The organism is Corynebacterium sp. 239_CJEI (assembly GCF_001055995.1).
Classification (GTDB): Bacteria; Actinomycetota; Actinomycetes; order Mycobacteriales; family Mycobacteriaceae; genus Corynebacterium; species Corynebacterium jeikeium_D.
In genome coordinates, this window is sequence record NZ_JVOW01000026.1 from 109,797 (window position 1) to 134,235 (window position 24,439).

General features: G+C 58.3%; 18 protein-coding genes. 12 read left to right on the forward strand and 6 right to left on the reverse strand.

The window, feature by feature from the left end:
- The first annotated feature begins 56 nt into the window (after positions 1-56).
- Entirely contained in the window at positions 57-941 is an 885-nt protein-coding gene (locus ADB08_RS07225; protein ID WP_224783714.1) for a hypothetical protein, read from the forward strand.
- Between the two features lie 15 nt (positions 942-956).
- Here the strand turns inward: ADB08_RS07225 and ilvD are convergent, their stop codons facing one another.
- From ilvD to ADB08_RS07240, 3 genes are all read right to left on the reverse strand, one after another.
- Positions 957-2,801 carry a dihydroxy-acid dehydratase gene (gene ilvD, locus ADB08_RS07230; RefSeq protein ID WP_016422491.1) on the reverse strand — a complete coding sequence of 615 codons (1,845 nt, stop codon included), beginning with the start codon at positions 2,799-2,801 and terminating at the stop codon, positions 957-959.
- Between the two features lie 134 nt (positions 2,802-2,935).
- Entirely contained in the window at positions 2,936-3,454 is a 519-nt protein-coding gene (locus ADB08_RS07235; protein ID WP_049172102.1) for a PH domain-containing protein, read from the reverse strand.
- A 57-nt stretch (positions 3,455-3,511) separates the two neighbouring features.
- Complete coding sequence (locus ADB08_RS07240) at positions 3,512-5,167, reverse strand: mechanosensitive ion channel family protein (RefSeq protein ID WP_049172134.1); 1,656 nt, start codon at positions 5,165-5,167, stop codon at positions 3,512-3,514.
- Positions 5,168-5,541: 374 nt separating this feature from the next.
- On the opposite strand from ADB08_RS07240, the gene ADB08_RS07245 reads away from it, so the two are divergent.
- From ADB08_RS07245 to serA, 5 genes are all read left to right on the forward strand, one after another.
- Positions 5,542-7,452, forward strand: a complete 1,911-nt coding sequence (locus ADB08_RS07245; protein WP_049172103.1) for an acetolactate synthase large subunit — start codon at positions 5,542-5,544, stop codon at positions 7,450-7,452.
- A gap of 34 nt (positions 7,453-7,486) precedes the next feature.
- Positions 7,487-7,990, forward strand: a complete 504-nt coding sequence (gene ilvN, locus ADB08_RS07250) for an acetolactate synthase small subunit (protein ID WP_048735338.1) — start codon at positions 7,487-7,489, stop codon at positions 7,988-7,990.
- 53 nt (positions 7,991-8,043) lie between these two features.
- Complete coding sequence (gene ilvC, locus ADB08_RS07255; protein WP_038628558.1) at positions 8,044-9,060, forward strand: ketol-acid reductoisomerase; 1,017 nt, start codon at positions 8,044-8,046, stop codon at positions 9,058-9,060.
- A gap of 281 nt (positions 9,061-9,341) precedes the next feature.
- Positions 9,342-11,066 (forward strand): hypothetical protein, encoded by a 1,725-nt coding sequence (locus tag ADB08_RS07260; RefSeq protein WP_049172104.1) that lies wholly within the window; start codon positions 9,342-9,344, stop codon positions 11,064-11,066.
- A gap of 238 nt (positions 11,067-11,304) precedes the next feature.
- On the forward strand, positions 11,305-12,900 hold the full coding sequence (serA, locus tag ADB08_RS07265) for a phosphoglycerate dehydrogenase (protein ID WP_049172135.1): 1,596 nt from the start codon (positions 11,305-11,307) through the stop codon (positions 12,898-12,900).
- Between the two features lie 121 nt (positions 12,901-13,021).
- Here serA and ADB08_RS07270 read toward each other — a convergent pair whose 3' ends face one another.
- Both ADB08_RS07270 and ADB08_RS07275 read right to left on the reverse strand, forming a co-directional pair.
- Complete coding sequence (locus ADB08_RS07270) at positions 13,022-14,524, reverse strand: acetyl-CoA hydrolase/transferase family protein (RefSeq protein WP_049172105.1); 1,503 nt, start codon at positions 14,522-14,524, stop codon at positions 13,022-13,024.
- Positions 14,525-14,675: 151 nt separating this feature from the next.
- On the reverse strand, positions 14,676-15,752 hold the full coding sequence (locus ADB08_RS07275; protein WP_049172106.1) for a GTP-binding protein: 1,077 nt from the start codon (positions 15,750-15,752) through the stop codon (positions 14,676-14,678).
- 289 nt (positions 15,753-16,041) lie between these two features.
- Between ADB08_RS07275 and ADB08_RS07280 the strand changes: the two genes are divergently transcribed.
- The 3 genes from ADB08_RS07280 (at position 16,042) to ADB08_RS07290 (ending at position 20,371) form a co-directional block, all read left to right on the forward strand.
- Positions 16,042-17,556 carry an acetyl-CoA hydrolase/transferase family protein gene (locus ADB08_RS07280; protein WP_049172107.1) on the forward strand — a complete coding sequence of 505 codons (1,515 nt, stop codon included), beginning with the start codon at positions 16,042-16,044 and terminating at the stop codon, positions 17,554-17,556.
- Between the two features lie 201 nt (positions 17,557-17,757).
- Positions 17,758-19,344 carry an HNH endonuclease signature motif containing protein gene (locus tag ADB08_RS07285; protein ID WP_049172108.1) on the forward strand — a complete coding sequence of 529 codons (1,587 nt, stop codon included), beginning with the start codon at positions 17,758-17,760 and terminating at the stop codon, positions 19,342-19,344.
- 10 nt (positions 19,345-19,354) lie between these two features.
- Positions 19,355-20,371: a 3-isopropylmalate dehydrogenase gene (locus tag ADB08_RS07290; protein ID WP_141744336.1), complete on the forward strand. Its 1,017-nt coding sequence runs from the start codon at positions 19,355-19,357 to the stop codon at positions 20,369-20,371.
- A gap of 27 nt (positions 20,372-20,398) precedes the next feature.
- On the opposite strand, the gene ADB08_RS07295 is transcribed toward ADB08_RS07290, so the two are convergent.
- Positions 20,399-21,052 (reverse strand): DUF664 domain-containing protein, encoded by a 654-nt coding sequence (locus ADB08_RS07295; RefSeq protein WP_049172112.1) that lies wholly within the window; start codon positions 21,050-21,052, stop codon positions 20,399-20,401.
- Between the two features lie 61 nt (positions 21,053-21,113).
- Here ADB08_RS07295 and ADB08_RS07300 point away from each other — a divergent pair, with 61 nt between their 5' ends.
- The 3 genes from ADB08_RS07300 to ADB08_RS07310 all read left to right on the forward strand — a co-directional run bounded on the left by ADB08_RS07300 (position 21,114) and on the right by ADB08_RS07310 (position 24,437).
- A complete protein-coding gene (locus tag ADB08_RS07300) occupies positions 21,114-22,988 on the forward strand; it encodes a DUF294 nucleotidyltransferase-like domain-containing protein (protein ID WP_049172113.1) in 1,875 nt (624 codons plus the stop codon).
- Positions 22,989-22,995: 7 nt separating this feature from the next.
- On the forward strand, positions 22,996-23,583 hold the full coding sequence (locus tag ADB08_RS07305; RefSeq protein WP_048735364.1) for a 3'-5' exonuclease: 588 nt from the start codon (positions 22,996-22,998) through the stop codon (positions 23,581-23,583).
- Positions 23,584-23,648: 65 nt separating this feature from the next.
- Complete coding sequence (locus ADB08_RS07310; RefSeq protein ID WP_049172137.1) at positions 23,649-24,437, forward strand: fumarylacetoacetate hydrolase family protein; 789 nt, start codon at positions 23,649-23,651, stop codon at positions 24,435-24,437.
- Positions 24,438-24,439: the final 2 nt, after the last annotated feature.

Here is a 24,439-nt window from a genome sequence, read left to right on the forward strand (position 1 = left end):
AACAGTCGAGCGACCTAAACTAGGTTCTCGGTTAGGGCCGGGGTACAATGCCCCCTATGCCAAAGTCGAGACACGTACTAAAGACCACCCTCGCGGTGGTCTTTTTCATGTCTTCGATAGGCGCTACAACGTCGATTCACTCACCTTCGACAGCCGCTGCCGGCGAGCACAATGAGGTTGCAGCCTCCGTCTCGTCGGCAAGCGTCTGGCCGACTCATGAGGTGAGTCTGCCGCGCATGAACCTCAACGCCGAAGGGTTGATTGAGACTGACCCGCGCACGCAAATGGCGGTGAGCTACGAGCCGGTGGGCGTGGGGTACAGCAGCCAGGCATCGCAACGCCCGCTGCCGGCGCTATCCCTGATTAAGTTGTATATCGGTCAGTATGTGCTCGAACACGGCACTGCCGACGATGCCGAGCGCGTCGAAAAGATGATTTCGCGTTCCGACGACGATTTGGCCGCCGACTTTTACCGGAAGTACCCGGAATCGGTCGATTCCATTGCGACCGAGTACGGCCTGTTCAACACTTCCGGCGGAGAAAAGTGGGGAGTATCGAGGACCACCGCGGAAGATGTGGTGTCTTTTATTTCCCAGCTTCGTCTGAAGCATCCTAATTCTGAGGTGCTCGAGGCGATGCGACACTGGTCGCCGATTGCTGCCGATGGCTATCGACAGAATTTTGGTCTTGCCGGGCTGCCCGGCTCTGAAGGCGCGAAAATGGGCTGGTCCAACCGGCGTTCGTGGCACTCTTCCGTTGTTTTTGGCCCCGGATATGTAATGGCGGCCATTACCGAGGGCGGCAAATATGCACACACCGAGGACGTCGCTGAGGGGATTGCCGACGTCGAGTACCGGGATTTGGTGAAGCCCACGCAGAAGACTGGGCGCAAAGCCACTCTAGAAACGCCAAAGGCCCGTGCGGTAAGCACAGGCCTTTAAGCGGGTTTGATCTAGCTAGTCGACAATGCGGACCGCGCCCTTATCCGCACTGGAGGCCATCTTGGCGTATGCGCGCAGCGCCTTGGAGACCTTGCGCGGACGCGGCTTGTGCGGAGTAAATGGCTTGTCGCGCTTGAGCTCCTCATCGCGGCGAGCGGCCAGCTCCTCGTCGGACACCTGAATCTCGAGCCGTCGTTCAGCGACATCGATGTACACCGGGTCGCCGTTGCGGACGAGACCGATTGCGCCGCCGGCAGCGGCCTCCGGGGAAACGTGGCCGATAGACAGTCCGGAGGAACCGCCGGAGAAGCGACCATCGGTGACCAGTGCACAGACCTTACCCAGGCCAGCGCCCTTGATGAATGCGGTCGGGTGCAGCATCTCCTGCATGCCCGGGCCGCCGGAAGGACCCTCGTAGATGACAAAGAGAACTTCGCCCGGCTGCAAGGTGCGGTTCAAGATGACCGAGACAGCCTCTTCCTGGCTTTCTACGACGCGAGCGGTGCCCTCGAAGTGGAACTGATCCTCGCCGATACCGGCGGTCTTCAGGATAGCGCCGTCCTCGGCGATGTTGCCGCGCAGGACACACAGACCGCCTTCCTTCGTGTAGGCGTGGTCGAAGTCGCGGATGCAGCCATTTTCGGAGTCCGTATCCAGGCTCTCCCAGCGGTTGGATGTGGAGAACGGCTCGGTGGTGCGCACGCCGCCAGGGGCTGCGTGGAACAGTTCAATCGCTTCGTCAGTGGCCTTGCCGCCGCGGATATCCCAGTTGTCCAGGTGCTCCTCCAGAGATGGGGAGTGAACGGAGCGGACATTCATTTGCAGCAGGCCCGCGCGGCGCAGTTCGCCGAGGATGGCTGGAATACCACCGGCGCGGTGGACGTCCTCCATGTAGTAGTCCGAGTTCGGTGCCACCTTGGACAGACAAGGCACGCGGCGGGAAATCGCGTCGATGTCGGAGAGGTCGAAGTCAATCTCGCCCTCCTGGGCGGCAGCGAGAATATGCAGCACGGTGTTGGTGGAACCACCCATGGCAACGTCGAGCGTCATTGCATTGACAAAAGCGTCGCGGTTGGCGATGTTGCGCGGCAGCACGGACTCGTCACCATCGTGGTAGTAGCTCTTCGCCAGGTCCACAATCAGTTCACCGGCGCGCGTGAACAAATCGCGACGCGCCTGCTGAGTTGCCAGGGTAGAACCGTTACCCGGCAGGGACAGGCCGAGGGCCTCGGTCAGGCAGTTCATCGAGTTTGCAGTGAACATGCCCGAGCACGATCCGCAGGTCGGGCATGCCGAGCGCTCGATGTCGAGCAGGTTCTTGTCATCAACCTTGTCGTTTGCGGATGCAGAAATAGCCGAGACGAGGTCAGAGCCGGGCTTGACGACGCCATCGATAACAACCGATGATCCCGATTCCATCGGCCCGCCGGAAACGAAGACCACCGGGATATTCAGACGCAGGGCCGCATTGAGCATGCCTGGCGTGATCTTGTCGCAGTTGGAAATACAGACCAATGCGTCAGCGGTGTGAGCGTTGACCATGTACTCGACAGAGTCAGCAATAATCTCACGGGACGGCAGCGAGTAGAGCATGCCGTCGTGGCCCATCGCAATTCCGTCGTCGACAGCAATGGTGTTGAACTCACGGGGGACACCACCGGCTGCGGTTACAGCTTCTGCGACGATGTCGCCAACGTCCTTCAGGTGCACGTGACCCGGAACGAACTGAGTGTAAGAGTTGGCAATTGCGATAATCGGCTTGCCGAAGTCGTTATCGGTCATGCCAGTTGCGCGCCATAGCGAACGCGCACCTGCAGCATTACGGCCGGCAGTGGTGACTTTAGAGCGAAGGGGAATCATGGGGGCTGCCCTTCCTAGATAGGGTGCAAGGTAATTAATTATCCATATTAATCACAAAAAGCCCCTAATGTCTCATTTCGTGGTCACTGGTGTCCGCATAATGAGATTTAGGGGCTTTGTGGACTGCTTATATGTTACTCGGCAGAGGCGTCACCTTTAGCCTTGGCATCAGCCTCAACCTCACTGACCTTCTTCATTACGGAGTGGCCATCGCGGTCGAAAACCTCGACCTTGTCATTTTCCGCCATACGAGCCGAAGCGATCGGATCTGGAATCAGACCGCCAGTGGCTTCCTTCAACTCCGGCAGCGAATTAAAAGAGATGGCCGGCAGGGCGATGCGCTCATCTGACTTGGTTACCGCAAAGGCGCGGCCGCCCTTGTTGAAGAAGATGCCCGCAAAATCGCTCCAGGGCACCGAACGGCGCTTGGACAATAGGTACACCGCAGTGATGCCGCGTGGCCCTACGGTGGTGCGTACTCGGAAAATCCAAAGCGTATAAATCAACGGTGCCAGGAAGGTAATGGCCAGCCACGGGGCAAAACCGGTGGCAATTACACACAGCACGAGCATGAACGCAACGATGAACAGATGCGTCTTCTGTGGGCGAAATCGCTGCGTCGCAAATTTTAGCTGTGGAGTCGAGTCAGTCATGGCCTTTGATTGTAGCGGGTAGTTCGGATTGGTTAATGCGCGGTAGGCAGTTGCGCGTTATTGCGCCCCGACCGAGTTTGGTTCTGCGTTGTTAGTGGAGTCTGTCGACTGTGATCCGCCAGTGTTCTCGTTGTCGGTGTTGCTCTGAGTAGAGTCTGGCTCGGTGGAGGTGGCGGTCGAAGGTGCGCGGTTCTGCGTGCTCTGAGGCTGCTGTGAAGTCTCGGACGGCTGATTCTGTGATGTCTGAGTCTGCTGTGAAGTCTCGGTGGGCTGCACACTCTGTGTGGTACTAGTCGGCTGGTTCGATGATTGCGGAGCTGACGACTCTTCCGAGTCCTCTTCCTGTGTCGTTACCCGATCGCTCCACCTGCTCGGTGCTAGCCATCCGGATGGGCCGCCCTCGGTCTCGACCGTCATGAGATTCAAAACGCCGAGGACAATTAGGGTTGCCAAGAGCATGATTGTCGAAACGCGAGCACGTCCACCTGCAGAGAGGATTCGCCGGATTTTCTGGCGCGTCGTGAGCGTCTTCCAGTCAGGGTGGCTAACCAGCTTGCGGATGGCGTTGTTGCTTCCGCTGTCCTCTTGCTCGCGTCGAGCATCATCGAGGTCAGCACCCGCATGCGGCAGGTCGGATCGCTCGTTCCCGTCTTGCTTATCGACGGTCTGAGTTTCCATCAGTTTGGTTTCTGCGGTATCCGGCTGGGCAGTAGTGTCCGCTACCGCTTCGACAACTTCGGTTGGAGCGCTGTCGCCGTCGTCAAGCTGTTGTTTTTTCTCTTGCTTAGCATCGGCCTGCCTGAGCTGTTCGATCATCGTGTCATCGCGGACATGACCGGTGATTTCTTCGGCGGGAGCAAACGGGGTCTGTTGGGCGCGCTCGCCGTAGTCATCCCACCAAGTGTCGATGACTGCGGCGCGGATGGCGCGCTCGATGAGCCATTGGTCGCCCGGTTTGCAGTCGACAATCAAGCGCATAGTGACGGTCCACGGCAGGCCCATAACCGTCGGCGGATTGAGCTCCGTGGAGGACTGCAGCTTGATCTCGGAGAGAACTGCATCCTTGACGGAGTCCAGTGCGATGGCACTCTTGGCGGCGGCGACAGTGCGCTCTTCCAGGTCCTTAATGGAGCCACCGGCGGTCATCGGTACGGGAACTTCAACGACAGCACGGGACCACTGTGAGGAGTAGTTGATACACATACGTGCCTCGGAGTTCGGAACGATGATTTCCTCGCCGTTAAGGGTTCGGATGGTGGTGGCGCGCAATGTCATATTGACCACGTCACCCTGCACGGTCCCCGAAGGGGCGTGGAACTCAACCCAGTCGCCAATGCCGTACTGCTTCTCGGCAATGATGAACAGTCCGCCAAGGAAGTCGGCGATGACTCCCTGTGCGCCAAAACCAACAGCGGCGGAAACGACCGTCGCGGGGATAGCGGCGGCGGTCAGTGAGATTCCGAATTTCGACAGAATCGCGATGATTAAGACGAAGTATGCAATGACTTCGACGATGTAAACCACAGCGCCAATCAGTGCGCGCCGTCCCTTGGACTGCTCCTCTGAAGAGGAGATGTTTCCGTCCGCAATTGCCAGAACGAAACGTCGGATACGGGGAACAAGAATTAGCAGAATGGCCAGACATGCGATGGCAAGGCCGTTATTGGCCACCCATTGCCATGTCCGTAACAACATGTATTGCAAGAATTCCATGCCATCCACCGTAGGTCGTTCGCCTTAATATGCGCTGAGTTTAAAGGTAAAGAATTATGCATAAAGACGAGCTTTGGACTTGGGGCTTGCGGGGCTCGGGCGTGTAGGGCTCGGGTGTGCAGGCTTGGGTGTGCAGGCTTGGGTGTCCCCGGGGTCGTGGTCGGGGAGTTTCTGGGTAGAGTGATTCCCAAAGTTGGGGCGGGGTTCTCGTTGGAATCGGGTGGGTGCTCGGGGTGTGATACGGATGGCGTGTCCAATTGACGGGATTGACTTCTCACTATGTGGACGTTAGGGTTGTAGCCAACGCCACATTCGTAGCTTCTTTGCGTGAATGTGTGTTGAGTAGTTGCCCACCATGATCCAGGAGCGAAATCGTGAACGCGCACGAGCAGCACACCCCATCGCCCGCCCAATTCGCGGCTAAGGCGCGCACCAGCGCCCCCGAGCGAATTTCTGGTGCACAAGCCATTGTCCGATCCCTTGAAGAGCTTGGTGTCGAGGTAGCCTTCGGTATTCCCGGTGGTGCAGTGCTTCCGCTCTACGATCCGATTTATGACTCGGAGAAGCTTCGTCACGTCCTGGTGCGCCACGAGCAGGGAGCTGGCCACGCTGCCACTGGTTACGCGCAGGTTTCCGGCAAGGTTGGTGTCTGTATCGCGACTTCCGGCCCGGGTGCTACTAACCTGGTGACCCCGCTCGCGGATGCTCAGATGGACTCCGTTCCGGTTGTCGCTATCACTGGTCAGGTCGGTCGCCCGCTGCTGGGTACTGACGCTTTCCAGGAGGCTGACATCCGCGGTGTGACCATGCCGATTACGAAGCACAACTTCATGGTCACCGAAGCTGAGGACATCCCGCGCGCGCTCGCTGAGGCATTCCACCTGGCTTCTTCTGGTCGTCCAGGTCCGGTTCTGGTCGATGTCCCGAAGGACCTCCAGAACACGATGATCGACTTCACCTGGCCACCGGAGATCAACCTGCCGGGTTACCGTCCGGTGACAACCCCGCACCAGCGACAGATCGACGAAGCCGCTGAGATGATTGCTGCGGCAAAGCGTCCGGTGCTCTACATCGGTGGTGGCGTCATTAAGGCCGATGCTTCCAAGGAGCTGGTCGAGTTCGCCGAGCAGACTGGGGTTCCGGTCGTGACCACGCTGATGGCTCGCGGCGCATTCCCGGACTCGCACCCGCTGCACATGGGTATGCCGGGCATGCACGGCAAGGTGTCAGCCGTCGCTGCTCTGCAGAAGTCCGACCTGCTCATCACTATTGGCGCGCGTTTCGACGACCGTGTTACCGGTGATCTGAATTCCTTCGCGCCGAACGCGAAGGTAATCCACGCCGACATTGACCCGGCAGAGATTGGCAAGCTCCGCGAAGTTGATGTTCCCATCGTCGGCGATGCCCGCGAGGTCCTTGCCGCACTTAGCGAGTCCTACACCAAGCTCGGTCTTAGTCGCCCGCAGATTGCCGACTGGCTGAAGCTTCTCGACGGTCTCCGCGACGAGTTCCCCCTCGGGTGGGAAGAGCCCGCTGATGGTGCAATCGCTCCGCAGTTTGTAATTCAGACTCTGTCCGACATCGTTGGTCCAGAGGCCATCTATGCCGCTGGCGTCGGCCAGCACCAGATGTGGGCAGCGCAGTTCGTCCAGTACGAGAACCCGCGCACCTGGCTTAACTCCGGTGGTGCCGGCACGATGGGCTACTCAATCCCGGCTGCGATGGGTGCCAAGGCGGCTGCTCCAGAAAAGGAAGTCTGGGCCATCGACGGTGATGGTTGCTTCCAGATGACCAATCAAGAGCTGACCACCTGTGCAATGGAAGGTTTTCCCATCAAGGTTGCCTTGATTAACAACGGTAATCTGGGCATGGTTCGTCAGTGGCAGACGCTGTTCTACGATCAGCGCTACTCCAACACCAAGCTGCGCCCGGAGGACAACTCCTACCTGCCGGACTTCGTCCAGCTCTCCGAGGGGCTTGGCTGCGTGGCGATCCGCGTGACCAAGAAGGAAGATGTCGCGGCGGCGATTAAGAAGGCACGCGAGATTAATGACCGACCGGTGGTTATTGACTTCATTGTCGGTGAGGATGCTCAGGTGTGGCCGATGGTGGCAGCTGGCAAGTCCAATGATGAGGTCGAATACGCCCGCGGTCTGCGCCCGCTGTTCAACGATGAGAATTCAGCAGCTGAGGCCCCGGCTGACATCCACGGCACTGTTGTGGACAACTCCGAGGACGCCGCGAAGCAGCCCGACGCTAACCACCCGTCCATGAAGACCCGCTAATCGGGATCCGAAGCAACAGGAAGTGAGTCCCAAAATGGCTGAACTGCACACTCTATCCGTGTTGACCCTCGATGAGCCGGGTATTCTGGTCCGCATTGCGGGCATGTTCACCCGCCGAGGTTTCAGCATCCAGTCGATTACCTCGGGTGAAACTGAGACCGAGGGAGTCAACCGCATCACCGTCGTGGTTGAGACGGAGACGCTGCCGATCGAACAGATTACTAAGCAGCTGAACAAGCTGGTGCCCGTGCTGAAAGTGGTCCGCCAGCCCCCAGAGACCATGGTGTCGCGCGGACTGCTGATGGTGAAGGTTTCCTGCGACAACACCAATCGTCCGCAGGTAGTCGATGCCGCCAATCTCTTCCGTGCCCGTGTGGTGGACGTTTCTCAAGAGTCTGTCATCATTGAGGCGACGGGTGAGCGCTCGAAGCTTGTAGCCCTGCTGGAGGTCCTCGAGCCGTTTGGTATCCGTGAGCTCATTCAGTCCGGTACCGTCGCAATGGCACGTGGGCCGAAGCCGATGCTCCAGGCCCGCTAACAACTAAACGCTAAGATTTTTAACGAATCCGATTCGAAAAGAGGCTAACTTTAATGGCTATTGAACTGCTGTACGACGACGATGCTGATCTGTCCATCATCCAGGGACGTAAGGTTGCCATCCTGGGCTACGGTTCCCAGGGCCACGCTCACGCTCAGAACCTGCGCGAGTCCGGTGTCGAGGTTGTTATCGGTCTGCGTGAAGGCTCCAAGTCCGCTGTGAAGGCTCAGGAAGCTGGCTTCGAGGTTAAGTCCAACGCAGATGCCGCTGCATGGGCAGACGTCATTATGGTGCTGGTTCCGGACACCACCCAGGCAAAGGTTTACAGCGAGGACATCGAGCCGAACCTGAAGGACGGCGACGCGCTGTTCTTCGGCCACGGTCTGAACATCCACTTCGACCTCATCAAGCCGGCTGACAACATCACCGTCGGTATGGTTGCTCCGAAGGGCCCGGGTCACCTGGTTCGTCGTCAGTTCGTCGATGGCAAGGGCGTTCCGTGCCTGATTGCCGTTGACCAGGACCCGAAGGGCGAGGGCCGCGACCTGGCTCTGTCCTACGCTGCAGCTATCGGTGGCGCCCGCGCTGGCGTTATCCCGACCACCTTCGAGGCAGAGACTGTGACCGACCTCTTCGGTGAGCAGGCTGTTCTCTGTGGTGGCACCGAGGAACTGGTCAAGGTCGGTTTCGAGGTTCTGGTTGAAGCTGGCTACGAGCCGGAGATGGCATACTTCGAGTGCCTGCACGAGCTGAAGCTGATTGTTGACCTGATGTTCGAGGGCGGTATTGCCAACATGAACTACTCGGTCTCCGACACCGCTGAGTTCGGTGGCTACCTGTCTGGCCCGCGCGTTATTACCGCTGATACCAAGCAGCACATGCGCGAGATTTTGTCTGACATTCAGGACGGCACCTTCACCAAGCGCCTGATTGCCAACGTCGAGGGCGGCAACAAGGAGCTCGAGGACCTGCGCGCTTCCTACAACAACCACCAGATTGAAGAGGTCGGCTCCAAGCTGCGCGACCTGATGAGCTGGGTTAAGGTCGACGCTCGCGCTGAGACTGCCTAAGTTTGTTGCTTAAGCGAATCCCTCGCTTGTTCGCGAAGTAGGGCTTCATCACTGAGCTTCACCGCCGTGATGAGGCCCTTTTCGTATCTCTCTTACTAGTTTTCTTTCACTGAACCGTGTGGGGTAGACGTGTGGAATAAACGTCTGAGCTAAAAGCAACTACTGCCAAACGGGTGTAGCCCCAGTCCTATCCGGGGTTCTAATCTGGGGTGAAAGGTCTCCCTCAACAAAGACGTTCGATAGTCTAATCGTTGAAATCAAATCATTTCACGGAGGTAAATGTGCGAGTATCCGCAATGACGCGGCGCGTGACGGCAACCGTTGCCCTGACGGTCAGCCTGGCGTTGGGGTCAAGCGCCTTGGTCGCGTGTGGAAATTCCGACAGCGCTGTTTCCACGAAGAAGGTGGACGCTGAATCGACGGTGCTTAGCGACGACATCGCAGCGTCGGAAAGTCTGATCGACAGTTCGGAAGCGGTTGTCGTTTCCTCGGCTGGCTCTGCTGAGCAGCGTAGGGCGGCAGGCATCGCGGTTGCTGCTGGTCTGCCGATGCTAGTGGCTGGTTCTGCCGAAGATGCGGAAGATGACACTACTGCCAAGAGCCCGAAGAAGGATGCTCGTGGCCGTGATACTGGCGCCGATATCGCCGATGTGGAAAAAGAGATTGACCGCCTGGGCGCAAAGACAGTCCTTACTGTGGGGGCAGTTGACCTGACTGGCGAAGAGGGCCGTCAGATCATTGCGGATCCGGGTACGACCGATGGCCTTAAGGAGCTCGTCGGTACCGAGTTTAAGGTTCTCAAGGAGACGGAGTCGAAGCCGACTCGCGCTGTCGTTGAGATGGATCCGGAGAAGCCAACTGTCGTCGAGGGCGATGCAACGAAGGATGGGGCAGCCAACCAAGAGGCTCAGGATCGCGCCAGCGATGGGCAGGACGACAAGGGACAGGAGAGCGTCACCCTGCCGAAGGGATCTCCGAAGGAGGTCAAGGACACATTGGCACTGGCCGCACCGGGTACCGGTTTGGCCTCCATTGCTACGGCCCGCGCCGCTGGCCTGAAGGTCAGTTGGTTGCCGGTGGGCGACGCGCGTGCTACCTCTGAGTCGATTTCCGCTGCTCGCGACGGCGAGTCCCTGATTGCTCTGGGTAAGGTTTTCGGCGATAAGGACAAGTTTGATCAGTCCATCGAGCTTGCCAAAGATGACAAGGTCAAGGAGCTGCCAGGTGGAGGCACACTGCTGTTCCCCGGTCGTCATCTGATTGCAACGTATGGTCACCCTGGTGTCGCTCCATTGGGTGTGATGGGTGAGGATGATCCGGAGGATGCCGTCGCACGTGCGAAGGACTACGTGAAGCAGTACGAGAAGTTCGCTGATGACCCGGTACTGCCGGCCTTCGAGATTATCGCTTCGGTCGCGCAGGCTGACCCGGGTCCACGCGGTGACTACTCCGAGCCAGCTCCGGTTGAGACTCTGAAGCCGTACGTCGAGGCCATGACCAAGGCCGGCGGCTACGTCATCATCGACCTGCAGCCGGGTAGTGCAGACTTCCTGGACCAGGCCAAGTTCTACGAAGAACTGCTGAAGATGCCAAACGTCGGTCTGGCGCTGGACCCGGAGTGGAAGATGGAACCGGGGCAGGTTCCGGCGACTCAGGTTGGTCACGTTAAGGCTGAAGAAGTCAACCGCGTTGCTGATTGGCTGGCTGAGCTGACTCGTAAGAACAACCTTCCGCAGAAGATGCTGATGCTGCACCAGTTCCAGCTACAGATGATTCGCGACCGCGAGACGCTGGATCTGTCGCACCCGGAGCTCGCATTCGTTCTGCATGCCGACGGCCATGGCACCGCGCAGGAGAAGTTTGAGACCTGGAACGTCATGTTGCAGGATTTGCAGCCGGAGATTTTCGAGGCGTGGAAGAACTTCATCGACGAGGATCAGCCGATGTTTACTCCTGAGGAGACCATGAACATCGAGCCGCGTCCGTGGTTGGTTACGTACCAGTAGGTTATAGACCAGCAGAAATAAAAATATAACGCGAAATATTTGCCGACTTGAATGTCGGGGGCAACGGCGCTTACTCCCTAAACAAAGGGTAGTAAGCGCCGTTTTGCTTAGGTAAGTCCCCCCGTGTCTCACCCCCAGAGTTTATGATGAGACGTAATGCGCGTGCACGCTTTAGTAGTTTTCTTAAGTGACACCGCACATACTGCATAAACTTTTCGAGACAAACCAGGAGATGCTTGTGAGCCAGAACGCTCGCCCCGTTGTCCTCATCGCCGACAAGCTGGCACAGTCCACTGTGGACGCATTGGGGGATTCCGTTGAGGTCCGTTGGGTAGATGGCCCGAACCGCGCTGAGCTCCTGGCTGCGGTTGGTGATGCTGACGCACTTCTCGTCCGCTCCGCTACCACCGTGGATCAGGAAGTCCTCGAGGCTGCTCCGAATCTGAAGATCGTCGGTCGCGCCGGCGTTGGCCTGGATAACGTCGACATCGATACCGCTACCAAGCGCGGCGTCATGGTTGTCAACGCTCCGACCTCTAATATTCACTCTGCATGTGAGCACGCAATCGCACTGCTGCTGGCCACCGCTCGCCAGTTGCCGGCTGCGGACGCGTCCCTGCGTGAGGGAGAGTGGAAGCGCTCTTCCTTCAAGGGTGTCGAAATCTTCGGCAAGACCGTCGGTATCGTCGGTTTCGGTCACATCGGCCAGCTGTTTGCGCAGCGTCTCGCTGCTTTCGAGACCAACATCATTGCGTACGATCCGTACGCGAACCCGGCTCGTGCTGCTCAGCTCGGTGTTGAGCTGGTTGAGCTGGAAGACCTGATGGCTCGCGCTGATTTCGTGACCATCCACCTGCCGAAGACCAAGGAAACCGCTGGCATGTTCGATGCTGAGCTCCTGGGCAAGGCCAAGAAGGGCCAGATCATCATCAACGCTGCCCGCGGCGGTCTCGTCGACGAGCAGGCGCTTGCCGACGCGATCAAGGCAGGCAACATCCGCGGTACTGGCTTCGACGTATACGCGACCGAGCCGTGCACGGATTCCCCGCTGTTTGGTCTGCCGGAAACTGTTTGTGCTCCGCACCTGGGTGCCTCCACCGTTGAGGCTCAGGACCGTGCGGGTACCGATGTCGCTAAGTCCGTGCTGCTGGCACTGGCTGGCGAGTTCGTCCCGGATGCTGTCAACGTTTCCGGTGGCGCTGTCGGTGAAGAGGTGGCCCTGTGGCTCGAGCTGGCTCGTGAGCTGGGGCTGGTTGCTGGCGGTCTGCTCGAGGGCGCTCCGGCCGCTGTTGAGGTCACCGCTCGCGGTGAGCTGCACACTGAGGACGTTAACGTTCTGGGTATGGCAGCAATCCGTGGACTGTTCTCCCTCATGGTGGAAGAGCCGGTCACTTTCGTCAACGCTCCGCGTATCGCAGAAGAGCGTGGTGTGACCTTCACTGTCGAGACCGAGCCGGAGTCCGTCTCCCACCGCTCCGTTCTCGAAGTCAAGGTCATCGGTGCTGATGGCTCCACCGCTACCGTCGTTGGTGCTCTCACTGGCCTGAACCGCGTCGAGAAGATTGTCCGTATCAATGGCCGCGGCATCGACATGCGTGCTCAGGGCCGTAACCTCTTCCTGCTGTACAAGGACGTTCCGGGCGCTCTGGGTTGCGTTGCTACCACCCTGGGTGAGTCCGGCATCAACATCGAGGCTGCTGCTCTGTCTCCGCAGGAAGCAGATCAGACTGCCATCCTGGTGCTGCGCGTTTCCAAGGAGGTTCCGGAGGAGCTCGTCGAAAAGATTACCGAGGAGATCTCCGCTACCCACGCTCTGCAGCTTGAGCTGGACTAGTTCTGAGCGCCTAGACGTTTTAGAGCTAGTCTCTAGCGCAGCTTCTACTGCATGAAAAATCCCCTCCGCATGGAGGGGATTTTTGTTTCCCAGCTGATCTATGCAGCCGTAGCCCTACTGCCTAGCCCTTCATCGAGCCCTTCTCAATCATGTTGACGTGGAAGTCGAAAGCAGTACGCAGATCGTGCGGGGTAGACATGCCCGGAGCGGTCTTCAGCGCGCGCTCGTAGTACTCCTCCAGCAGTGGCTGGTACTCCGGGTGTGCAACGGAAATCAACTTCGCCACGCGGTCACGTGGTGCCAGGCCACGCAGGTCAGCGAATCCACGCTCGGTGATGATGACCATGGCGTCGTGCTCGGTGTGGTCAATGTGCGAAGCGAACGGAACGATAGTCGAAATCGCACCGTCCTTCGCCAGCGACGGCGAGATGAACGAAGAAACGAAGGCGTTACGGGTGAAGTCACCGGAACCACCGATGCCGTTCATCATTCGGGAGCCGTTGATGTGGGTGGAGTTGACGTTGCCGTAGATGTCGGCCTCAATCATGCCGTTGGTGGCGATCAGGCCGACGCGACGGACAACCTCCGGGTGGTTAGAAATCTGCTGCGGGCGCAGAATGATGTTCTCGCGGTAGCGAGCAGCCTCGTTGTTCATACGCTCGGCAGCTTCCGGAGACAGGGAGAAGGAGGTAGCCGAAGCGACGGTCATCTTACCTGCGTCAATCAGGTCAATCATGCCGTCCTGAATAACCTCGGTGTAGGCCTTGATGTTCTCAAACTTGGAGTCCAACAGACCCGCCATCACGGCGTTCGGAACGTTACCGACGCCCGACTGCATGATGTACTGGTCGTAAGCCAGGCGACCCGCGCGAACTTCGCCCTCGAGGAAGTCGAGGAAGTGGCCGGCAATGGCCTTCGAGGTCTCATCCAACGGCTTGAACGGGGAGTTGCGGTCCGGCGCGTTGGTCTCGACAACTGCGACAACCTTGTCCAGGTTGATGTCGATGTAAGGGGTGCCAATGCGGTCACCCGGAGCGTTGATCGGCACCGGCGTGCGGTTAGGCAGGTGCTGAATGCGGTAGATGTCGTGCATGCCCTCGAGTTCCTCGGACTGCCACGAGTTGACCTCAATGATGATCTTGTCAGCGTTGTCCATCCACTCGACGTTGTTGCCAACGCTTGACGACGGAACGAGGTGTCCATCTTCCGTAATACGAGTGACCTCAACAATTGCGGCGTCAATCGGCAGGAAGCCCTGCTCGATGTACAGCGCGGAGTGGGAGAGATGGATGTCCTGGTACTTCGCCTTGCCCGAGTTGATGGACTTACGCAGTGCCGGATCGCCCTGGTACGGCATGCGGTAGCGGATGATGTCAGCTTCTGCCATCACGCCGTCACAGTCCGGGGCAGTGGAAGCGCCAGTGTAGATGTCGACAGCGAACTCTTCACCCTTGGCGTGGAGTTCCTTGCCGCGGTTTGCCAGCGCAGTCGGCAGAGCCTTCGGGTAGCCAGCACCGGTGAAGCCAGAGATGCCGAGGGCATCACCATGATTGATAAACTGTGCAGCCTCGTCGGCGGTCATTACCTTGCCGCGCAAACCGGCATGTGCGATGCGATCAGACATGTCATCTCCTAGATAGACTGTTCGACTTTAGTTTTGTCGCCTAACCTAGCATGCGCTAACAGTGTGTTGCCACACCCGCAGGTTGAGAAGTGATTTATGACACTCTGATCGCTTCAGCGGGTCGTTTATCGGCGCTCTTCCAGGGGCTTTGTTACAGCAATTCCCGCACTTCTTCGTCGGTCAGCATGGCATCCTCGAACGCTTGCAGTGTGGCCTCTGGGTTAAATTTCACACCGATGAGTACGACCTCATTGGATGGTGGGACATCGGTCTGCGCCCACATGACGGCAGGGGTGATTTTCAGGTTCGGCCCCGCCTGACTCCACACGTGGGCGACTTCGAGGCGGTCGGAAATCCAGCAGTGCCCCTTGGATCGTACGAGCCCCTTTGTGCCGCGGAGAGCCTTGATTAGTCGTTCGCGGTCGAAGGGTCGATTGCCTCGGAAAACAACCGAAGAAATGCCGTATTCTTCAGTCTCCGGCGTGTGGGGATTCGCAAGTTCTTCTGCATATCCGTGGAAAGTGGCCGCGGTACCTTCGTCGTAAAGCGATGCGTCGAGAATGGCAGAGGTGGCGATTTCGCCGTTAGTCACGCGGACGATGCGTGCGCGGGGGTTCATTGCGCGGATCGTTTCCTCGGTACCGCCGGTGAGCTTTTCGCCGGCGAGGTCGGATTTGGTGATGAGAATGAGATCGGCGAATTCCACCTGGTCGACGAGGAGGTCGGCGACCGTGCGTTCGTCGTCAGGCAGCGCGCGCCCCTGGCGGAGACTGTCGAGGAATGTAGAGGCGTCGACGAGCGTGACCATCGTGTCGATGGGGGCGATGTCGGCGAGACGGCGGCCGTCGTCGAATTCCCACTCGAAGGTAGCGGCGACTGGCATGGGTTCGGAGATACCGGTGGATTCGATGACGATGTGTTCGAATTTGCCGCTGCGCGCGAGCTTGCCGACGTTTTCCACGAGGTCATCTCGCAGCGTGCAGCAGATGCAGCCGTTGGACATTTCGATGAAACGGTCCTCGCCGCGCTCGAGATATGTGCCCTGCTCGATGAGGGCGGCGTCGACGTTGACTTCCGAGAAGTCGTTGACGATGACCGCGATTTTGCGCCCCTGTGAGTTTGCCAGGAGGTTGTTCAGGAGGGTGGTCTTGCCGGCGCCCAGGAATCCGGACAGGACGGTGACGGGAGTGGTCTCGGTGGTGCTATCAGAAAATTCGGTAGAAGTCACCCGACAAGATTAACGTACTGAAAATGATTATCAATAACTACTGTGTGAATTGGGCTAGGCAAGGGGTTGTAAATGTGTCGTATGGCTGATTGTTGGCCAGTTGTGACGTAGGGCATAAAACGGTGTTGTAGTCGGTTTTAGTGTCGCGTGAAGTGTGCCTAAAATGGGGGCGCTTTCGGGCATCTGAATGAATGTCGCTAACCGCTTCGTTGATAGGGTTGGGGGTGTGCTTTGGTGTTCGAAGCACTACCCCCGATAGTCGCGTTGGGGGATATAGAAAGGTGAATTCATGTCAGATCGTATTGCCCATGCTGGTCTCAAATCCAAGGTGATGACCGCGCAGGAGGCGGCGCAGTTCATCAACCACGGAGACATGGTGGGCTTTGCCGGATTTACCGGTGCTGGCTACCCGAAGGTTGTCCCGCCGGCTCTCGCTGAGCGCATCGAGGCCGCTCACGAGCGTGGCGACGAGTTTAAGATTAAGGTCTTGACCGGCGCGTCTACCGCTCCGGAACTTGATGGTGCGCTGGCGAAGGCCAATGGTGTTGAGTGGCGTATGCCGTACCAGTCCGACCCGGGAATGCGTAACCGTATCAATGCAGGCGATGCCTTCTATAGTGATATTCACCTGTCGCACTCTGGCCCGATGACTGAGCAGGGCTTCTTTGGTCCGGTCAATGTTGCCGTGGTCGAAGCTGTTCGCATTAAGGCCGATGGCTCCCTGATTCTTTCCTCTTCGGTTGGTAACAGCATTTCTTACCTCAATGCTGCAGAGAAGATCATTATTGAGGTCAACTCCTGGCAGTCCGAGGATCTCGAGGGTATGCACGACATCTACAGTGTCGGCCTGCCTCCGAACCGTAAGGAGATTCCGATTGTGAACCCGGGGGACCGCATCGGTACTCCGGATGTTCAGATCGATGTCGATAAGGTTGTCGCTGTCGTCGAGACGAACGCCGAGGACCGTAACTCGCCGTTCAAGCCGCTGGACGATGACTCTAAGGCCATTGCCGGCTACCTGCTCGACTTCCTCGATGGGGAGGTCAAGGCTGGTCGTCTGCCGGAGAACCTGCTGCCGATGCAGTCGGGTGTCGGTAACATTCCGAACGCCGTTCTCGCAGGTCTGCTCGACTCCAAGTATGAGAACCTGACCTCTTTTACTGAGGTTATCCAGGACGGCATGGTTGATCTGATGGATGCTGGCAAGCTGACCGTGGCTTCCGGTACTGCATTCTCGCTGTCTCCTGAATATGCAGCTCGTATGAACGAGAATGCCGCTGACTACCGTGAGAAGATCGTTCTGCGTCCGCAGGACATCTCCAATAACCCGGGTCTGGTCCGCCGCATGGGGCTGATTACCACCAACGGCATGATTGAGGCTGACATCTACGGCAACGTCAACTCCACGCACGTAGCTGGTTCGCGCATGATGAACGGCATTGGTGGTTCCGGTGACTTCACCCGTAACGCCTATATCTCCACCTTCGTGTCGCCGTCGCTGGCGAAGAATGGCGATATTTCCGCAATCGTGCCGATGGTCTCTCATGTTGACCACACTGAGCATGACGTGATGGTCATCATCACTGAGCAGGGTCTGGCTGACCTCCGTGGACTGGCGCCGCGTCAGCGTTCCCGTGTTGTCATTGAGAAGTGTGCGCACCCGATGTACAAGGAGGCGCTGCTCGAATACGTTGAGCGTGCTGAGAAGGCCACCCCGTACCTGCATACTCCGCATGACCTGGGTACTTCTTACGACTTCCACCGTCGTTTCCTCGAGAACGGTTCGATGAAGCCGGTCGACTAGGTTTCTAGTGCGGTTCCCGCTTTACGACGAAGTTTGCGTCGTAGGGCGGGATTTTCTTTCAGCCTCGGTTCGAAATAGGGTTCGAATAATGTGGAGATTTTTGGGGTGCGCAGCGGTTTGAATCCGGGGTGGGGGATATGGTGTGGGCGAATTGATAAAGAACTGTTCGTTAGGGGACCTCGTTAGGGAGGGGACAGTGCAATGTCAGAGTTGGAATCGTGTGGGGAATTTCGGTTCAGCCATGAGGTGAGGGCTCATTCGCTCGCTGAAGTGATGCGCGAGATTAATCGTCTGGAGATGGTTATCGCTCAGCGGGTCGCACCACCAGATGATGGCGATGTCGAAGCTCATTTGGCTTATTGGTCGGTGGTGCTTGGAATCTCACGCGCCGAAGTGAACAAATATATGGAAATTGGCTACATGCTTGGACGTATGCCGCAACTAGCGGAAATGTGTCAGGAGCGCGGGCATTTGTCGATGAGGCATTTAGCAATGCTTGGTAAACATACCCGACCTGTAGCCGATGACAAGGTTGACGCAGTGGAGTCGGGTCTCGTGGACGTCGTTAAGCCTAGGCGCGACGGGGAGGCACTCCGTGGCGTGCGTGCGATGGCAACGCGGGTGCAGCGAGTGATTGGTGAGTGTGCTCCGGAAGTGCGGCCACGTGATGTGGATGTCGCTGGGTTGCAGGCTGATAGGGTCCTGGCCCGGAATGTGGAGGCGACCGTAGATGCTGCAATTGATGCGGCGGCATACCAGGTCGAGGCGGATGGAGGGTCGGCGGATAATCCCGTGGAGTCGGAGGAGGTACGGGAGGTTCAAGCTGCGGCTCTCGACTACTTCGGCGATCGTATGACGGCTAAGGAGTTTATCGCAGTTGATGAACATGGTGACGCTGGAGTTACGACACTGACTACTGTCCTCGAGCGGCATCATGCAGTGGAAGCCCTTGCAATTATCGACGCAGTGGCTAAGAAGATGAAAGTGAGTCGCGCGGCAGCTTTCATGCATGCGTTACGCGGTACTTGTGAGGTGGAGGTGAATCTGGAACTCTTCCGAGTGCTCTCTCCCGGGGAGGATGGCGAACCGGAAAACACTCCAGTGTGGCTCGCTGGCGCAGGTTGGCTTTCTTCGCTGGTGGCCGAGTCTTGGCTGAAGCGGGTATCGACATTGCGGGTGCTGGGGGATAGTGCGGTTGAGGGGTATCGGCCCTCCGAGTCTCAGCGTGCATTCGTGCGTGCCCGTGACGGTGTGTGTAGTTTTCCTGGATGCGATGTCCCCGCGGAAAAGTGCGATATCGACCATATTGTGGAATTTGATCACAGCCTTTCCGGTGGTGAGCGGCAAAAGGAAGGGGTCACGCACACAGATAATCTCCATTGTCTCTGTCGAAGGCACCACAACCTCAAAACTGCCGGTATGTGGCGAGTTGTTCGAGGTGATGATGGGATCGAAGCTTGGACGTTCCTCTCTTGTGATGAAGGGCCGTTTGCGCAGTCGGAAAAAGAGCACACTGGGCATGGTCGTTACACCTTTGCCTCGCAGACTGAAAAGAAGACCGCTGCGCTGGCTGAGCACAATGAGAAACGTCGCAAATTGCATGACAATCTCCGCGGCCTAGTGGATAAGGTGCGGCGGGATATGGAAAAGGAGAGAGCAGTAGGCGGGTGGATTGTGAAAACGATGGAGATGGTAAAAATCGCGCAGACAGTGACGGGGGTGAGCGCTAGGTTCTGCTACACTCATTTGTGTCCATATAGTGAGAAGGGTATCTCAAAAAATGACTGAGGCAGGAAAGCTGAAGATCGCCGTCATCCCGGGTGATGGCATCGGCACGGAAGTTACGGCAGAGGCACTGAAGGTGCTCAAGGCTGCTATCGGCGAGTTCGACACCACCGAGTACGACCTCGGCTCGCGTCGCTACTTGCGCAATGGCGAACTGCTTACCGACGCCGATCTCGACTCCCTGCGTGAGCACGACGCTATTCTGCTCGGTGCTATCGGTGACCCGGCGAACGTTCCTCCGGGTGTTCTCGAGCGCGGCCTGTTGCTGAAGATGCGCTTCGCGCTGGATCACCACGTCAACCTGCGTCCTTCCAAGCTCTTCCCGGGTGTCGAGTCACCGCTGAAGAACCCGGGCGAAATTGATTTCGTGGTCGTCCGCGAGGGAACCGAAGGTGCCTACACAGGTAACGGCGGTGCAATTCGCGTTGGCACGCCACACGAGGTTGCCAACGAGACCTCCGTCAATACCCGCTTCGGTGCTGAGCGCGTCGTCCGCTATGCCTTCGAGCTGGCTATGACCCGTCGTAAGAAGCTGACCCTTGTCCACAAGACCAATGTGTTGGTGCACGGTGGCGGTATGTGGCAGCGCACGGTCGATGAGGTCGCTAAGGAATACCCAGAGGTAGATGTCGATTACTCGCATATCGACGCTGCGACGATCTACCTCGTCACTAATCCTTCGCGTTTCGACGTCATCGTCACCGACAACCTCTTTGGCGACATCATTACTGATGAGGCTGGTGCAGTGTCGGGCGGTATCGGCCTGGCGGCGTCCGGCAACATTGACGCCTCCAATGCCAACCCGTCCATGTTCGAGCCCGTTCACGGCTCCGCGCCAGACATTGCTGGCAAGGGGATCGCGGACCCGACGGCAGCCATTCTGTCGGGTGCCATGATGCTGCGCCACCTGGGTCGTGAGGAAGACGCCCAGCGCATCGAGGCTGCTGTGGAAGCTGACATGGCTACTCGCGGTAGTGGCCCGATCAAGACCGCTGAGGTTGGCGACCGCATTGCTGCTGCTTTGAAGTAGCGCAGTAAAAAATAGGGGGGGAGAGGGCTAGGCAATCACAGTTTTGCCATCGACGGTAGTGATGTGAGTCTTACCGTCGGCGGTGTGCTCGATGAAGTCCGACGCATGTCCGACCTGGCGAAGTACATCGATGATGGTGTCAAGGGGGTATGGGGATGAGCTTCCTGCGCCGTTATCGGAATCATCCCCTCCCAGTCCTGCCACTAGCGCATCCCTCGTAATCTCCGCATGTCCCAGGTGCTGAGCCGCCTCGTGGAAGACATGCACAATCACGCCTTCGATGCTGCCGCACCACCAACGGTCCTTATCGGTAGGAATAACAGCAGGAGCACCAGCGCGGTCCACGCCTTGCAACTCCACCAGCGCGGATTCAATGGCCGCGCGGTCACGGTGGTAAATCTCCAGCCCTTCCGAAACACTGCAATGAGCAGAAAACTCCCCATCGCGATCACGGACATAATCACGCCCAAGGCAGACGCGCTCGAGCCAGTACCTCGCGGATCCGGTCACATGTCGTAACAGCACGGCCAGGGAGTTAATGGCTGGGATGGGGAGGGTTGCGTTGAAGGTGTCGTCGTCAAGCGTCGCGACGAGTGCCGCGAGCTTGTCCATCCTGCCGAGGATGTGGGCGTCGAGCGGCCATTCGGGATTTATTGAAGCGCTGTGTGTGGAATTGGTCATAAGGTCGAGTATTCCCGCAAATCAGTCCTATTGGGAGCAAAAATAGGGGATAATTGACCCCATGACCGTCGAGCTTGCGGAAATCGCAGACTTCCTCAGCCATACTCGCCCCTTTTCGGACCTCAACGATGAAGAGCGCGCGACTATCCCACCGCTTTTGACCATGCGCTATGCCCGTCGTGGAACGGAGATTATCCGGGCGGGTGCGGATAACAACAGCTGTTTCATTATTCGCTCCGGCATGGTGGATCTCTTTGACCCAGCTGGCACGCTGTTGGACAGGCGAGATGTGGGAGATCATTTCGGCTATTCGACGCTGCTGAGCAGTGACCCTTCGCTATACACGATGACGGCAGTGGAGGACTGCGTATTCCTAGTGATCTCCAAGGAGGTTTTTGACCAGCTCAATGAGCAGTTCGTAGAGGTCCGGCGCTATTACGGCGGTGAGAACGCGCGCATTCGCGCAGTGGCATCGAAGCTGCGGAGTACTGCGGCATCGGAGTCATTGCGCACACGGGTTGCGGATCTGATGGAAACATCGCTGGTGACCTGCAGTGCTGATGCGACAGTACAAGAGGCGGCGCAGATTATGACGGAGCGGAATGTCTCCAGTTTGCTCGTAATGGAGTCTGCAGGCGCCAACCAGAGCCCGCTCGTCGGCATCATCACTGACCGTGACCTCCGTCGTCGAGTGCTGGCAGAGGCGAAGCCCGCGGCGACGCTTGTAAGCGAAGTGATGACCGGGAACCCGGAAACCATCAGTCCCGACCTGCTGGTTTTTGAGGCCATGCTGCTGATGGCTGAGCGCGGTTACCATCATCTGCCGGTGCACGACGGGACGAGAGTGGTCGGCATGATTGTCATTGGTGACCTGCTGCGCAGTCTGCACACCGATCCCGTGTACGCGACGGCGACGCTGGCGCGGAAGAGCGATATCTCGGAGATTGCGGAGATTGCTCAGAACGCGCGGCGGATTGTCGGCCGGTTTATTGACCGAGGTGATTCGGGGGAGGAGGTCGCCAAGCTGCTGACTGCCGTGGCCGATGCTGTCACCCGACGCCTGGTTGCGCTGGCGGAGGAAAAGCTTGGGCCGCCACCAGTCAGCTACGCCTTTGCGGTACTGGGTTCGCATGGGCGCGGGGAGATGGGGCTCGCGTCCGATCAGGACAATGCGCTTGTTCTCGCCGACGACTACGACGCCGACGCTCATGCTGACTATTTCGCCGCGCTTAGCGACGAGATTTGCACCAACCTCGACCGAGTCGGTTATCCGCTCTGTCCAGGGGACATGATGGCCAGCAATCCTGCGTGGAGGATGACCAAGTCGCAGTGGCTGCGCACGTTCCACGGGTGGATTACGGCACCGGAGGCAGAGGCCCTGTTACATGCACAGACCTTCTTCGACATGCGTGGGGTAGCGGGCGACGTGCAACTGGTAGAGAGCCTTCGTGCGGCCTACCTGCCGCTGGCTCAGGGGTCGCAGCGCCTGCATGCGCACTTGGCCAAGCTCGCGGCCTGGCGGGAGCCGCCGCTCGGCTTCTTCCGGGGCCTAGTGCTGGAAAAGGGCGGCGATCACGCAGAGACCCTGGACATCAAAAAGGGGGGAACTGCTGCTGTGGTGCAGATGGCGCGTCTATTTACTGTGGCGGCCGGCCTGCCACAGCTGTCGACGCGTGAACGCTTGGCGGCGAGTGCGGGTGCCGGAAGCGTGAGCCGTCAGGGTGCGCAGGATCTGGCGGATGCGTTCGAGTTCCTGTGCACGGTGCAGCTTCATCACCAGCAGGCCCAGTTCAACGCTGGCGAGCAGCCGAATAACCACATCTACCCGAAGCGTCTCTCCAGCCTGGAACGCGAGCACCTGCGCGATGCGTTTGGTGTTATCCGCAAGTTGCAGCAGAGCCTCGGGGCGAAGTATCCCATCCGGGCGATGTCGTGAGCGCGCAATGTTGAAGTTTTTCAAACCCCGCAAGAAACTCTTGGACGCACCTATCCGCGACAATGCTTGGCTCGCGGTCGATGTGGAAACCACCGGTCTGGATCCCTCCAAAGATCAGTTGCTTTCCATCGGTTGGGTTGCCGTCGAAGGCCGCGACATCGTGCTGGAAGAGTCGGGTCACCTTCTCATTCGCCCAGAGCGCGAGGAGGTGAGCGTCGGCGAGTCGGCGACGGTGCATGGGCTTACCGACGACATGGTCGCAACCGGGGTAGAGGCAGAGGTGGCCGTCGGCAAGCTGTTAGAAGCTCTACGGGGACGGAAGCTGCTGGCGCACTACGCGCGGATGGAAGTTGGTTTCCTAGATCCGTTGTGCCGGAAGTACTTCGATGCGCGTTTTGATGTGCCGGTGGCGGACACTATGACACGTGAGTACGACGCGATTCTGCGGGCCAACCGTGAGCCGGTCCGTGATGAGCTGCGGTTGTGGTCACTGTGCGACAAGTACGGCATTCCCCGTTTTAAGGCCCATCACGCGTTCAACGATGCGTTGGCCTGTGCGCTGGTGTGGCTTGCGCAGGAATCCCGCGGAGTTTAGAGCGCAGAGTATAGAGAGTGGGGGTCGTTGCATAATTATCGCAATGTGACGTGTACCCTATTTTTATGCGTATTGCTCGAATCGCCCACCCAGAGGGCATGTGCTTCGCGCTCGTTGAGGGCGAAGGCAGTGAAGTTACTTTGCACGAAATCGAAGGGCACCCTTTCGGTCAGCTGAATAAGACTGGCCGTTCCTGGCCGCTTGCCGACGTACGTCTGCTCGCCCCAATGCTGCCGTCGAAGGTCATCGCTATTGGTCGTAACTACGCTGACCACGTCGCCGAGGTGTTCAAGAAGTCGGCAGAATCGCTGCCGCCGACGATGTTCATTAAGCCGCCGACGGCCGTCATTGGCCCGGAAGCGCCGATTCGCATTCCGGATTTCGCCACCAACGTCGAGTTTGAGGGCGAGCTGGCACTGGTTATTGGTAAGCCGTGCAAGAACGTCAAGAAGGAAAACGCTCACGATGTGATCTTCGGATACACCATCGTCAATGATGTTTCTTCCCGTGACCTGCAGTTTGCCGATGGTCAGTGGGCGCGCGCAAAGGGCATCGATACCTTCTGCCCGCTTGGTCCGTGGATCCAGACGGAGCTGGACTACAACGAGCTGCCGATCAAGGCACACCTGACTCACGAGGGTGTTACCGAGACCAAGCAGGATTCCAACTCCAACCAGATGATTATGTCCATCCCGGAGATTATCGAGTTCATCACTGCCTCGATTACGCTGCTGCCGGGTGATGTCATCTGCACCGGCTCCCCGGCCGGTACCGCTGCGATGTTCCCGGGTGACCGCATCGAGATTGAGATCCCGGGTATCGGCAAGCTGGCCAACCCTGTGGAGCGGGCTTAAGC

Excerpts from the sequence above, each read along its gene's own strand:
- ADB08_RS07300 (WP_049172113.1), top strand. The coding sequence starts at position 21,114 with ATGACCGTCGAGCTTGCGGAAATCGCAGACTTCCTCAGCCATACTCGC.
- ilvD (WP_016422491.1), bottom strand. The coding sequence starts at position 2,801 with ATGATTCCCCTTCGCTCTAAAGTCACCACTGCCGGCCGTAATGCTGCA.
- ADB08_RS07240 (WP_049172134.1), bottom strand. The coding sequence starts at position 5,167 with ATGGAATTCTTGCAATACATGTTGTTACGGACATGGCAATGGGTGGCC.
- ADB08_RS07305 (WP_048735364.1), top strand. The coding sequence starts at position 22,996 with ATGTTGAAGTTTTTCAAACCCCGCAAGAAACTCTTGGACGCACCTATC.
- ADB08_RS07270 (WP_049172105.1), bottom strand. The coding sequence starts at position 14,524 with ATGTCTGATCGCATCGCACATGCCGGTTTGCGCGGCAAGGTAATGACC.
- ADB08_RS07285 (WP_049172108.1), top strand. The coding sequence starts at position 17,758 with ATGTCAGAGTTGGAATCGTGTGGGGAATTTCGGTTCAGCCATGAGGTG.
- ADB08_RS07310 (WP_049172137.1), top strand. The coding sequence starts at position 23,649 with ATGCGTATTGCTCGAATCGCCCACCCAGAGGGCATGTGCTTCGCGCTC.
- ADB08_RS07235 (WP_049172102.1), bottom strand. The coding sequence starts at position 3,454 with ATGACTGACTCGACTCCACAGCTAAAATTTGCGACGCAGCGATTTCGC.
- ADB08_RS07295 (WP_049172112.1), bottom strand. The coding sequence starts at position 21,052 with ATGACCAATTCCACACACAGCGCTTCAATAAATCCCGAATGGCCGCTC.
- ilvN (WP_048735338.1), top strand. The coding sequence starts at position 7,487 with ATGGCTGAACTGCACACTCTATCCGTGTTGACCCTCGATGAGCCGGGT.
- ADB08_RS07280 (WP_049172107.1), top strand. The coding sequence starts at position 16,042 with ATGTCAGATCGTATTGCCCATGCTGGTCTCAAATCCAAGGTGATGACC.
- ilvC (WP_038628558.1), top strand. The coding sequence starts at position 8,044 with ATGGCTATTGAACTGCTGTACGACGACGATGCTGATCTGTCCATCATC.
- ADB08_RS07225 (WP_224783714.1), top strand. The coding sequence starts at position 57 with ATGCCAAAGTCGAGACACGTACTAAAGACCACCCTCGCGGTGGTCTTT.